The sequence below is a fragment of the Photobacterium ganghwense genome (genome assembly GCF_003025595.1).
Taxonomy (GTDB): Bacteria; Pseudomonadota; Gammaproteobacteria; order Enterobacterales; family Vibrionaceae; genus Photobacterium; species Photobacterium ganghwense.
In genome coordinates this window covers 230750-242162 of record NZ_PYMI01000006.1, presented here as the reverse complement: position 1 = coordinate 242162, position 11413 = coordinate 230750, and the positions used below count along the sequence as shown (strand labels likewise).

General features: G+C 56.8%; 10 protein-coding genes, 3 tRNA genes, 1 rRNA gene and 1 riboswitch. Of the genes, 11 read left to right on the top strand and 3 right to left on the bottom strand.

Annotation, left to right across the window (positions count from 1 at the left end):
- Positions 1–12: 12 nt before the first annotated feature.
- From rrf to C9I92_RS20315, 4 genes are all read left to right on the top strand, one after another.
- Positions 13–128: ribosomal RNA gene (gene rrf / locus C9I92_RS20330) — 5S ribosomal RNA — on the top strand.
- 43 nt (positions 129–171) lie between these two features.
- A tRNA-Asp gene (locus C9I92_RS20325) sits at positions 172–248 on the top strand.
- 36 nt (positions 249–284) lie between these two features.
- A tRNA-Trp gene (locus C9I92_RS20320) sits at positions 285–361 on the top strand.
- A gap of 314 nt (positions 362–675) precedes the next feature.
- Positions 676–752, top strand: a tRNA-Trp gene (locus tag C9I92_RS20315).
- A gap of 235 nt (positions 753–987) precedes the next feature.
- Here C9I92_RS20315 and crcB read toward each other — a convergent pair.
- Positions 988–1371 (bottom strand): fluoride efflux transporter CrcB, encoded by a 384-nt coding sequence (gene crcB, locus C9I92_RS20310; protein WP_047887326.1) that lies wholly within the window; start codon positions 1369–1371, stop codon positions 988–990.
- Between the two features lie 168 nt (positions 1372–1539).
- On the opposite strand from crcB, the gene C9I92_RS20305 reads away from it, so the two are divergent.
- From C9I92_RS20305 to thiH, 7 genes are all read left to right on the top strand, one after another.
- On the top strand, positions 1540–1971 hold the full coding sequence (locus C9I92_RS20305) for a universal stress protein (protein WP_047887325.1): 432 nt from the start codon (positions 1540–1542) through the stop codon (positions 1969–1971).
- Between the two features lie 69 nt (positions 1972–2040).
- A riboswitch (TPP riboswitch) is annotated at positions 2041–2138 on the top strand.
- A 118-nt stretch (positions 2139–2256) separates the two neighbouring features.
- Entirely contained in the window at positions 2257–4179 is a 1923-nt protein-coding gene (gene thiC / locus C9I92_RS20300) for a phosphomethylpyrimidine synthase ThiC (protein ID WP_047887324.1), read from the top strand.
- Positions 4179–5414: a thiamine phosphate synthase gene (gene thiE / locus C9I92_RS20295; protein ID WP_047887323.1), complete on the top strand. Its 1236-nt coding sequence runs from the start codon at positions 4179–4181 to the stop codon at positions 5412–5414. Before thiC ends, thiE begins: the two co-directional genes overlap by 1 nt.
- Positions 5415–5416: 2 nt before the next feature.
- On the top strand, positions 5417–6187 hold the full coding sequence (locus C9I92_RS20290; RefSeq protein WP_047887322.1) for a HesA/MoeB/ThiF family protein: 771 nt from the start codon (positions 5417–5419) through the stop codon (positions 6185–6187).
- Positions 6184–6405 carry a sulfur carrier protein ThiS gene (gene thiS, locus C9I92_RS20285; RefSeq protein WP_047887321.1) on the top strand — a complete coding sequence of 74 codons (222 nt, stop codon included), beginning with the start codon at positions 6184–6186 and terminating at the stop codon, positions 6403–6405. Before C9I92_RS20290 ends, thiS begins: the two co-directional genes overlap by 4 nt.
- Positions 6406–7203, top strand: coding sequence for a thiazole synthase (locus C9I92_RS20280; RefSeq protein ID WP_047887320.1), 798 nt, complete (start codon positions 6406–6408; stop codon positions 7201–7203).
- 9 nt (positions 7204–7212) lie between these two features.
- A complete protein-coding gene (thiH, locus tag C9I92_RS20275) occupies positions 7213–8325 on the top strand; it encodes a 2-iminoacetate synthase ThiH (RefSeq protein ID WP_047887319.1) in 1113 nt (370 codons plus the stop codon).
- A 101-nt stretch (positions 8326–8426) separates the two neighbouring features.
- On the opposite strand, the gene C9I92_RS20270 is transcribed toward thiH, so the two are convergent.
- A complete protein-coding gene (locus tag C9I92_RS20270; RefSeq protein ID WP_047887318.1) occupies positions 8427–10214 on the bottom strand; it encodes an aminopeptidase P family protein in 1788 nt (595 codons plus the stop codon).
- A 144-nt stretch (positions 10215–10358) separates the two neighbouring features.
- Positions 10359–11306: a LysR substrate-binding domain-containing protein gene (locus C9I92_RS20265; protein ID WP_047887317.1), complete on the bottom strand. Its 948-nt coding sequence runs from the start codon at positions 11304–11306 to the stop codon at positions 10359–10361.
- Positions 11307–11413 lie beyond the last annotated feature (107 nt).

Here is an 11413-nt window from a genome sequence, read left to right as displayed (position 1 = left end):
TCAAAGAATTTGCCTGGCGACCATAGCGCTGTGGACCCACCTGATCCCATGCCGAACTCAGACGTGAAACGCAGCAGCGCCGATGGTAGTGTGGGGCCTCCCCATGTGAGAGTAGGACATCGCCAGGCACCCAATTTAGGTTAGCGTTATGAACGAACGTTAATCCTGAGTGGAGCGGTAGTTCAGTTGGTTAGAATACCGGCCTGTCACGCCGGGGGTCGCGGGTTCGAGTCCCGTCCGCTCCGCCACTTATTCAGACAAAGTTAAGTCTTAAAAATAACTACAGGGGTGTAGCTCCAATTGGCAGAGCAGCGGATTCCAAATCCGCGTGTTGGGAGTTCGAATCTCTCCACCCCTGCCACTTTTGAAGCCTCAGCAGAAATGCTGGGGCTTTTTTGCATTTGAAATTTGAAAAACTATTCAGCAGATATTCTCCTATGCTTCTTCTCTTCAGTCTGTCTTTGTTTTTGTCTTTGTACTCAGAGAGTGTCTCAAGGAATGATGCCGGCTTGGCGTAGCGCGATGAGAGACAGTGCAAAGTGCGTAGGATGAAGGAATAATTGAGTAGATAGACGAGCGGAGAGTTGTGCTCATCATCAAATCTGTGAGCAATACCGAAACAATCAGCATTGACCTCTGGCGTTGAGTCGATAGAATAATTTCGTAAACAATATTAGGGGTGTAGCTCCAATTGGCAGAGCAGCGGATTCCAAATCCGCGTGTTGGGAGTTCGAATCTCTCCACCCCTGCCATCTTTATAAGGCCTCAGTCTATGCGTCACGAACGCGAGACTGGGGCTTTTTTACGTCTGTAGTTTCCAAGGTTCAACGGCATCACCGAGGTATAATGGTATGACAGAAGCCGCGGATAGATGACTGGATGGGTAACTGTGGTCAGGGGTAAAGCTTGTCTTGTCTGGCGCGTAAACAAACCTCAGTCAGGGACTGAGGTTGTTGGGATGGATGCTGGAAAAGGTAACGGATTCACTCAGCTTTTCAGTATGAGTTGATAGCCGATAAAGCAGGCGGCTAGGCTGACAGCCACATTGAGCAGGATGTTAATTCCTACTTTGAGAAACTCACCTTGTTGCAACAAGACAACGTTATCCATGGAAAACGTGGAAAATGTCGTCAGGGCGCCCAGAAAGCCTAAACCAATCAATGGGCGGGCCGGGATCGCTTCTAGCCAGCCTTGATTGATGGCTGACATCAACACTCCCATGATCAGAGAGCCAATTACGTTGACGGCTAGTGTGCCATAGGGAAATCCTCGCCCTAATAAGGCCACACACAGCTCAGAGATAAGGTAGCGGGAGCAAGCGCCAAATGCGCCGCCTAAGGCGATCAGTCCCAAAAAAAGTAATTGACTCATAGATATCACAACGGCAGATGAAGAGTGGCCATACTAATACCACGAACACAGGGCAGCAAGGATCACCTTTGTGTCGGGGAAAATCTGCAATCATTGATTGAAGTGATTTGGATTGCATTCAGAGTCTTAAAGGGCTGACATCGAAATGGGTTAACGGAGGAGGGAGCGATGGCACTGTATCAGACAATATTACTGGCGGTAGATCCGGATAACCGTGATGCGCATACCTTGATGGTCAAAGCCGGGGTAATTGCGCAGCAGAACCATGCTGAATTGCACGTGGCGTTTGTCGAGCCGGGGTTGGGGAATGTGAGCTTTCTGGATGCTGAGCTGGGTCTTGAGGAAGCGCACAGGGACTTACAGGCAACCCGTATTCAGCAGTTGTCTGCACTTTCTCAGGCATCGCCGTATAAGGTGCGTGCGTTGCATATTGCCGATGGTGATGTCGCCAAACACCTGGTAGAGCTGGTCACGCAAATTGGTGCCAATTTAGTACTGATTGGTGCACATAAACCCGGTATTCAGTGGTATGGCAATATCAGCCAGATACTGTCGCAGCAGTCGCGCTGTGATGTTCTGATTTGTCAGGCAACGGTCTGACCTGTCACAGACTGAGTGAAATAGACGGAAGGCTGCTTGCTGCCTGTACAATTAGCTCTTATACTCGATGATAACTTGTCGGAGTGCCAATAGGCTGAGACCGCATTGCGGGATCCGTAGAACCTGATCAGGCTAATACCTGCGAAGGGAACAAGAGAAAATCTTCTGTATTGCTGCATCCGCAGCTGCTGTTCCAGATGATGCTGCACACCCTACGTGTAGCCTCTTGTTTACGCACCCATCCGATAAGCAACTTCCCCATTTACGGACATCAAGGAAATTGCTATGTCGAATCGCAAACAAGCGAGACTGGAAGCGAAACAATTTATCGATTCACTGACCACCCAAGCTTATCCCAATTCCCAAAAGGTTTATGTCACTGGTAGTCGCGAGGACATTCGTGTTCCGATGCGGGAAATTACCCTGGCTGACAGCCTGGTTGGCGGTAGCAAAGACGCCCCGATTTTTGAGCCCAATGAGCCTGTCCGGGTCTATGACACCTCCGGTTTCTATACCGATCCTAACTACGCGATTGATATCTATGCCGGTCTGCCAAAGCTGCGTGAGCAGTGGATTGCAGAGCGCGGTGATACTGAACTGCTGGATGAACTGAGCTCGGCGTACTCGAAGGAGCGATTGGCGGATGACACGCTGGATGAGCTGCGCTTTGGTGAGCGTGCCCGCATCCGCCGTGCCAAAGCCGGCGCGAATGTTACCCAGCTGCACTACGCCCGTCAGGGAATGATTACCCCGGAGATGGAATTTATCGCCATCCGGGAAAACATGGGGCGAGCGGAATATCGCGATGCGGTACTGACCCAGCAACACCCGGGACAAAACTTCGGGGCCAACCTGCCGGAAGATATCACCCCTGAGTTTGTTCGTCAGGAAGTGGCAGAAGGGCGTGCGATCATCCCTTCGAACATCAACCACCCGGAATCCGAGCCTATGATCATCGGCCGTAATTTCCTGGTGAAAGTGAATGCCAATATCGGTAACTCCTCGGTCAGTTCCTCGATTGAAGAGGAAGTGGAAAAGCTGGTCTGGTCGACCCGCTGGGGCGGCGATACCGTGATGGATCTGTCTACCGGCCGTAATATCCACGAAACCCGTGAGTGGATCATCCGTAACAGCCCGGTGCCAATCGGTACCGTGCCGATGTATCAGGCGCTGGAAAAAGTGAACGGTATTGCCGAGAACCTGAACTGGGAAGTGTTCCGCGATACGCTGCTGGAACAGGCCGAGCAGGGGGTCGATTACTTTACGATTCACGCCGGAGTCTTGCTGCGTTATGTCCCGATGACCGCCAAACGTGTGACCGGCATCGTTTCCCGTGGTGGCTCCATCATGGCCAAGTGGTGTCTGGCACACCACAAAGAAAGCTTCCTGTATGAACACTTCCGCGAAATTTGTGAAATCTGTGCCCAGTACGATATCGCTCTGTCACTGGGAGATGGCCTGCGTCCGGGCTCGGTAGCGGATGCCAACGATGAGGCCCAGTTCAGCGAACTGCGTACGCTGGGCGAGCTGACCAAGATTGCCTGGGAATACGATGTACAGGTGATGATTGAAGGGCCGGGGCATGTGCCGATGCACATGATCAAAGAAAACATGGAAGAGCAGCTCAAGCACTGCCACGAAGCGCCTTTCTATACCCTTGGCCCGCTGACCACCGATATTGCGCCGGGCTACGACCACATTACTTCCGGGATCGGCGCGGCGATGATTGGCTGGTACGGCTGTGCCATGCTGTGTTATGTGACGCCGAAAGAGCACCTGGGGCTGCCGAACAAGGAAGACGTAAAGGTGGGTCTGATCACGTACAAGCTGTGCGCCCATGCGGCAGACTTAGCCAAAGGTCACCCTGGCGCTCAGGTGCGGGACAACGCATTGTCGAAAGCCCGTTTTGAGTTCCGCTGGGAAGATCAGTTTAATCTGGCTTTAGACCCGGAAACGGCGCGCGCCTACCACGATGAAACCCTCCCTCAGGAGTCCGGCAAAATTGCTCACTTCTGCTCAATGTGCGGGCCGAAATTCTGCTCCATGAAGATCTCTCAGGAAGTCCGTGAGTATGCCAGCGGTCTCGAGCAGGAGGCCGCGTTGACGATCAAACTGCTGGATGATCCGTTGGAAGGGATGCAGCAGAAAGCGCAGGAGTTCCGTGCCCGGGGAAGCGAGCTCTACCATCCCCTTGAAGAGGAAAGCTAATGAACGCATTGTGTTTACCCGATCACCTGACCCCCTTGTTGATGCATCTTGAGCCGCTGCTGGCGGCGGCCGACAAGTATCAGTTAGGGGAGCCCGTCAGTGTGGGCTGGAGTGAGTCGGCAGTGGTAGACATGGAGGTCGGCGGGTGTACGTTCGCGGTGGCGTTTAACCCCGCCGAACCTGTCGCAATGGGATATGACGTGCGCGATCAATGGATCGCGCCATATCCTGCCGTGGCTGACATGCAGCGGAAAGTGGCTGCCACTCCTAACCTGGTGGTGTGTGGTTTGCCGACGGACAGCGGTTGTGTCGATATGTGGCATCACAACGGCGAGGCCCGTGCGGTTTACTGCCACCATGCCGGGGCCAGTGAGCCGCAACGAGCAATGCTGCTGACTGCGCTGGCACTGGATTATCCGCTGGAAGATGCCGTGACACTGGCGCGGGCACATGCCCGGGGGTATCTCGAAACCCATGCCAACGGCTATGGTAAGGTCAGCTGGCCGGTGGCCAGAGCGTTGTTTCCGCGTCCGCTGACGGCGAACCACCCGGAAGTACAAGCGCTGGGCTGGACAAGTACAGAAGTCGCGGTGGCACCGTTTGCACCTATGAACCGCGAACAGATGGCGTTGTATCCGGTCGTGGATACGGCCCAGTGGGTAGAAACACTGCTGGCACTGGACGTCAAGCTAACCCAGCTACGGATCAAAGACCCGACAGCCCCAGATCTGGCTGAGCAGGTTGACCGCGTGATTCAGGCCGGTGAGCAGCATCAGGCTCAGGTGTTTATTAACGACTACTGGCAACTGGCGATTGCGCATCGGGCGTACGGGGTACACCTCGGCCAGGAAGATTTGGAAACCGCGGATTTGGCTGCTATCCAGCAGGCCGGATTACGGCTGGGCCTGTCGACCCACGGTTATTACGAAATTTTGCGGGCGGCAGAGTTTGCGCCCAGCTATATCGCCCTGGGGCATATCTTCCCGACCACCACCAAAGAGATGCCATCAAAGCCCCAAGGGCTGAGTCGTCTGGCGCTGTATCAGAAACTGATTGGTGAAGCGTTCCCGACGGTGGCTATTGGCGGCATTGATCTGGAACGGGCGGAACGCGTCTGGCGTACCGGGATCACCAGTGTCGCGGTCGTGCGCGCCGTGACGCAGGCGGCGGATCCGGCGCAGGCGGTGGCGGCGTTCAACCAGATCCTCACGCCGCGGCCCTCACAACAGGACTGACTATGCTAAGCGATCAGGAATTCTTGCGTTACAACCGTCAGATCATGCTGCCGGAAATCGGTGAGGCCGGGCAGGCGAAGCTCAGTCAGGCGCAGGTACTGCTGGTTGGGGCCGGTGGACTGGGCTCGGCGGCGGCTTTGTATCTGGCCGGTGCGGGCATTGGTCATCTGGTGATTGCCGATGATGACGAGGTGGAAAGCTCGAACCTTCAGCGTCAGGTGATTTACCGTGACAGCGATGCCGGGCTGGCGAAAGCCGAACAGGCCGCCGATCAATTGCGGGCGCTGAATCCTCACATTCGGGTACGTCCGGTTAAGGCCAGACTGGCCGGTCAGCGGCTCGCGATGGAAGTCGCCCTGGCCGATGTGGTGCTGGATTGCTCTGACAACCTGGAGACCCGCCACGCGGTTAATCAGGCATGCCTGGAGGCTCGCAAGCCCCTGATTGCCGGAGCGGCCATCCGCTGGCAGGGGCAACTGATGGCGTTTGATTTTCGCGCCGGTCAGGGGCCGTGCTATCACTGCCTGTTTCCCCGCCGTCCCGGTGCTACGGATCAGCCGCAGAACTGCAGCAATAGCGGTATTGCCGGGCCGGTGGTTGGCACGATCGGCACCTTACAGGCGCTGGAGACAATCAAGTTGCTAGCCGGTGCCGGTGACATGGGGTTTGCGACCCTCAAGCAGTTCGATGGCCTGAACATGACGTGGCAATCCTTTCGCTTAGCGCATGATCACAGGTGCCCGGTTTGCGGCACAGGAGAGAACAACGAATGACAACGACAACCGCGATTCAAATCCGGGTCAATGATAAGCCGGTCGAGATCCCGGCAGATGACACCACCTTATCAGCGCTGCTTACCCAGCTGGCAATGCCGCTGGACGCCACCGCGGTGGCACTGAACGATGAGATCGTGGCCCGCAGTGCCTGGGATGCCACGGTACTTAGTGCAGGGGATCGTATTGCCCTGTTTCAAGCGATAGCAGGAGGCTGAATGCTTAAGATTGCCGATAAAACCTTTTCATCCCGGTTGTTTACCGGTACCGGTAAGTACGCTAACCGGACCGTGATGGCCGAATCCCTGATTGCTTCGGGTTCCGAGCTGGTGACCATGGCGCTGAAACGGGTCGATATTGATAACCGCGACGATGATATCCTGGCGCCGATTCAGGCGGCCGGGCTTAGCCTGCTACCAAATACCTCCGGAGCCAAGAATGCCAAAGAAGCGGTCTTTGCGGCCAAGCTGGCGCGTGAGGCGTTAGGCACTAACTGGCTGAAATTGGAAATCCACCCGGATCCGAAATACTTGATGCCGGACCCGATTGAAACCCTGGCGGCAGCGGAAATACTGGTGCGCGAAGGCTTTATCGTGTTGCCGTACTGCCATGCAGATCCGGTGCTGTGTAAGCGGCTGGAAGAAGTCGGTTGTGCCGCCGTGATGCCGCTGGGCGCGCCGATCGGTTCCAACAAGGGATTAGCGTCACGGGATTTTCTGGAAATTATCATCGATCAGGCCCGGGTGCCGGTGGTGGTGGATGCCGGGATTGGGGCACCCTCGCATGCTGCTGAAGCGATGGAAATGGGGGCTGATGCCGTGCTGGTGAATACCGCGATTGCGGCGGCGGCCGATCCCATTGCGATGGGGCGTGCGTTCCGGCTGGCGGTGGAGAGTGGCCGGATGGCGTACGAAGCCGGTCTGGCCGGGACAGTAAACCATGCCATCGCCTCCAGTCCGCTGACCGCGTTTCTCGACCAGCCGGTACTGACGACGGCCTTCGATCCGACAGCCTAAGGGGGCGCCATGAGCTATGTGGATGTATGGCAGCAGCTGGACTGGGATGATGTCCGGCTGTCGATTTACAGCAAAACTGCAACGGATGTGGAGCGGGCACTGCGTAAGCCAAAGCGGGATCTGGAAGATTTCAAAGCCCTGATCTCCCCGGCGGCAGAGCCGTATCTGGAGCAGATGGCGCAGCAATCGGCAGCGCTGACCCGCAAGCGGTTCGGGCGTACCATCTCGTTTTATGTCCCGTTGTATTTGTCGAATCTGTGCGCCAATTCCTGCACGTATTGCGGGTTTTCGATGGATAACCGGATCAAGCGACGTACCCTGAATCTGGCTGAGATAGAGCGCGAGTGTGAGGCAATCAAAGCCTTGAACTTCGACAATATCCTGCTGGTGACCGGCGAGCATGAACGTAAGGTCGGGATGGACTATTTCCGTGAGGCGCTGCCGCGCATCAAGTCCCATTTCAGTTATCTGTCGATGGAAGTGCAGCCGCTGGATCAGGCGGACTATGCTGAACTGAAAACGCTCGGTCTGGATGCGGTCATGGTGTATCAGGAAACCTACAGCGCACCGACCTATGCCCAGCACCATCTGCGCGGTAACAAGATGGATTTTCGCTACCGGCTGGAAACACCGGACCGGCTGGCCCGTGCCGGTATCGACAAGATTGGCATCGGCGCTTTGATCGGGCTGGAAGAGTGGCGGACGGACTGCTTTTTTGTGGCCAGTCATCTGGATTACCTGGAGCAGACCTACTGGCAGACCCGCTATTCAATTTCGTTCCCGCGGCTGCGGCCGTGTACCGGCGGGCTGCAACCGAAATCGGTGATGTCGGATCGCCAGCTGGTTCAGCTGATTTGTGCTTACCGCCTGTTTAACCCTGAGGTGGAACTGTCGCTGTCAACGCGCGAGTCGCCGCTGTTTCGGGATAACGTGCTGCCGCTGGGGATCACCAGCATGTCTGCCGGGTCAAAAACCCAGCCGGGCGGTTATGCCGATGATGAACCGGAGCTGGAGCAGTTTGCGATCAGCGATGAGCGGGCGGTGGCAGAGGTCGCCAGTGCGGTGAAACACCATGGTTTTGAGGTGGTGTGGAAAGACTGGCACCCGGCCTATTCTGGCTGACGTGTCGGTGAGCGCCAAAGACAAAAACGCCTGCATCATGCAGGCGTTTTGCTTTCCGGGCGACGGCGCTATTGCTTTGACGCCGCGCTTGCTTCGTGAGCTTAACGGCTCAGCGGTGCCGTGGCCTGCTGCAGCCAGGCCAGATCGTCACCTTGCAGAGACGGGCTGATCACGGCAAACACCGTTTGATGGTAGCGGTTCAGCCATGCCAGCTCGGTGTCTGTCAGTAGGGACAAGTCAACCAGACGGCGGTCAATCGGGGCACGGGTCAGCGACTCGAAACCCAGCATGGTCATGTCACCAGCGGTTTCCACTTCAACCACCAGTTCCAGGTTCTCAATTCGGATCCCGAAGGCGTCAGCGCGGTAGTAGCCCGGCTCATTTGACAGCACCATACCCGGCAGCAGAGCGGTTGGGTTGTAGGCCTTGGCAATCCGCTGTGGCCCTTCGTGGACACTCAGGAAGTGGCCGACGCCGTGGCCGGTTCCGTGGTCGAAGTCAAAGCCGTGCGCCCACAGGTGCTGGCGAGCCAGTGCGTCCAGCTGCGAGCCGGTGGTGCCTTTCGGGAAGCGGGCAGAGGCAAGGGCAATGTGACCTTTCAGGACCAGCGTGAAGGTGCGCTTCACTTCGGCATCCGGCTCACCAACCGCAATTGTTCGGGTGATGTCGGTGGTGCCGTCCGGGTACTGGCCGCCTGAATCCACCAGGTAAACATTGTCCATCTCCAGCACGCTTGGCGCTGGCTGATTGGTGTGGTTGTAGTGGCACATCGCGGCATTGCCGCCAGCTGCCGAAATGGTATCGAAGCTGACATCGGTACAGCTGCTGTCTTCACAGCGGAACGTCCACAGCTGGTCGGCCAGGGTGCCTTCGTCCAGCGGGTTACCCTGAGCAACCTGACGGTCAACCCAGGCCAGGAATTTCGAGACCGCAACACCATCACGGATATGGCAGGCTTTCATACCGGCGATTTCGGTCGGGTTTTTCGCCGCTTTTGGCAGCAGGCACGGGTCGGCCGCCGCGATCAGCGTGGCTCCGGCACTCTGTAGGGTTTGGCTGGCCCAGGCATTGCTGGTGGCCGGATCCACCAGGACGGTTTTACCGCCAAGCTGGGTCAGGCTGGCTTCCAGATGCGCCGGATCCTGTACGCGGACACCGGTGCCGACATGGGCACTGAAGTCTTCCGGCAGGCGGGCCGGGTCAATGAAGAAGTCGACACTCTGATCGGCATGCAGGATCGCGGTGGACAACAGTACCGGCAGGCTTGGGATATCGCTGCCGCGGATGTTCAGCAGCCACGCAATACTGTCAAGCTGGGTCAGTAGCACAGCATCGGCTTTCTGCTTGGTCAGCGCGGCGGCGATTTGAGCGCGTTTGTCGGCGCTGCTGACCCCGACAAAATCCAGACTCATCAGTTTGGCATTGGACAGGGTCGGTGCCGGACGGTCATGCCACAATACATCGATCGGGTTTTCTGCAATCACGGTCAGTTCCAGCTCGCCCTGCACCTGCTCGCGGGTGCGGCTCAGCCAGGCACTGCTGTGCAGGCGCGGGTCGATCGCTATTTTGCTGCCGGTCGCCAGATTATCCAGCGCCCACTGAACCGGTGGCTCGTCAATCAGGTGGCGGTACTCGTAAACCTCGCCCGGCACCTGCTTGCGCACCTGAACGACGTAGCGGCCATCCACAAACATGGCGGCCTTGTCGCGGCTGATCACGGCCATACCGGCAGAGCCTGTGAAGCCGGTTGCCCACAGCAGGCGTTCATTGTGTGCCGGAATGTATTCGCCCAGGTATTCGTCTTCGTGGGGAATAAGAATCGCGTCGAGCTGGTTGTCGATCAGCCATTGGCGGATCTGCGCGACACGTTGCGAAATAGCTGCTTGCATGTGTGTATTTCCTTTCTAAGGGTCACCGTCCCTGTGACGGCATGAGGCCAGCCTGAATAGCTAACGCGGCTGAAAATGCCACGGCAGCGTTAACTGTGCAGGCTGTGATCACAATACGTTAACGCGTTTGCGATATGGCTGCAATTAGCCGACAGGCAAATCACGACAACGGCTGATAATAATCTGGCGTAACCAGCTGTGGCCGTGGTCTTTCTCCTGATGTTGATGCCAGAACAGGGTGTAGGCCATAGGAGGAAGCTCTGTCGGCAGCGGGATCACCACCAGGTCGAGCTGGGAGGCAATGTAGTGGGCGAAATGGCTGGGCGCGGTAAAGACAAAGTCGGTCTGGCTGCACAGGCACGCTGCGCTGTTGAAGTCCGGTACATACATGGCGATGTCGCGGGCAATACCGCGCTCGGCCAGCTTGTAATCCAGCAGCCAGCGGTCGTTACCGATGCAGCGTACCTGAATATGGCGCTGGGTCAGGTAGGTGGCTTCGTCCCAGGTTTGGGTCAGTGCCGGATGGCCTTTGCGGACGATGCAGCATTGGCGGTCGCGGCACAGCTCCTGAAACACTATCCCTTTGGGCGGCATCAAAGTGAGCATGGCGTCGGAGGGATTGAGATCTTTCCCGGTGATGCCGAAATCAATTTCACCGGCCTGGAGCTTGTCGAACGTGTTGGGCTCCCAGGCCTGGGTATCGATCGTCAGGTTCGGGCCTTCCGAGAAAATGTCACCGAGGAACTGGGGCAAAAACAGCGGGTAGGCACTTTCCACCAGTGCCATGGTGAAGTGGCGGTCACTGGTCTGCGGGGTAAAGGTCGGCGGTGCGGTTAGCTGATCGATTTCGTGCAGCAGGTGCTCCAGCATCGGCTGCAGGGCACGAGCGCGCGGGGTTGGCACCAGGCCGTGGGCTGAACGGGTGAACAGTGGGTCATCAAACTGTTCACGCAGCCGGTTCAGGCTTTTGCTGACCGCTGACTGGCTCAGGCACAAGCGTTTGGCGGCATAGGTGACACTGCCTTCTTCGAGCAGGACATGCAGGCACACCAGCAGATTCAGATCCATCCGGGCGAGTTTTTCAAAAGACACATTCACCTCCGCGTGAACAAGTGATATTCCATAAGGGAAATTAGGTGTTGAATATATACCATTTCAATTCATATCTCGAACCACGTAGACTTCCGCCATCACCCAAT

Excerpts from the sequence above, each read along its gene's own strand:
- C9I92_RS20305 (WP_047887325.1), top strand. The coding sequence starts at position 1,540 with ATGGCACTGTATCAGACAATATTACTGGCGGTAGATCCGGATAACCGT.
- thiC (WP_047887324.1), top strand. The coding sequence starts at position 2,257 with ATGTCGAATCGCAAACAAGCGAGACTGGAAGCGAAACAATTTATCGAT.
- C9I92_RS20270 (WP_047887318.1), bottom strand. The coding sequence starts at position 10,214 with ATGCAAGCAGCTATTTCGCAACGTGTCGCGCAGATCCGCCAATGGCTG.
- C9I92_RS20290 (WP_047887322.1), top strand. The coding sequence starts at position 5,417 with ATGCTAAGCGATCAGGAATTCTTGCGTTACAACCGTCAGATCATGCTG.
- thiH (WP_047887319.1), top strand. The coding sequence starts at position 7,213 with ATGAGCTATGTGGATGTATGGCAGCAGCTGGACTGGGATGATGTCCGG.
- thiE (WP_047887323.1), top strand. The coding sequence starts at position 4,179 with ATGAACGCATTGTGTTTACCCGATCACCTGACCCCCTTGTTGATGCAT.
- C9I92_RS20280 (WP_047887320.1), top strand. The coding sequence starts at position 6,406 with ATGCTTAAGATTGCCGATAAAACCTTTTCATCCCGGTTGTTTACCGGT.
- crcB (WP_047887326.1), bottom strand. The coding sequence starts at position 1,371 with ATGAGTCAATTACTTTTTTTGGGACTGATCGCCTTAGGCGGCGCATTT.
- thiS (WP_047887321.1), top strand. The coding sequence starts at position 6,184 with ATGACAACGACAACCGCGATTCAAATCCGGGTCAATGATAAGCCGGTC.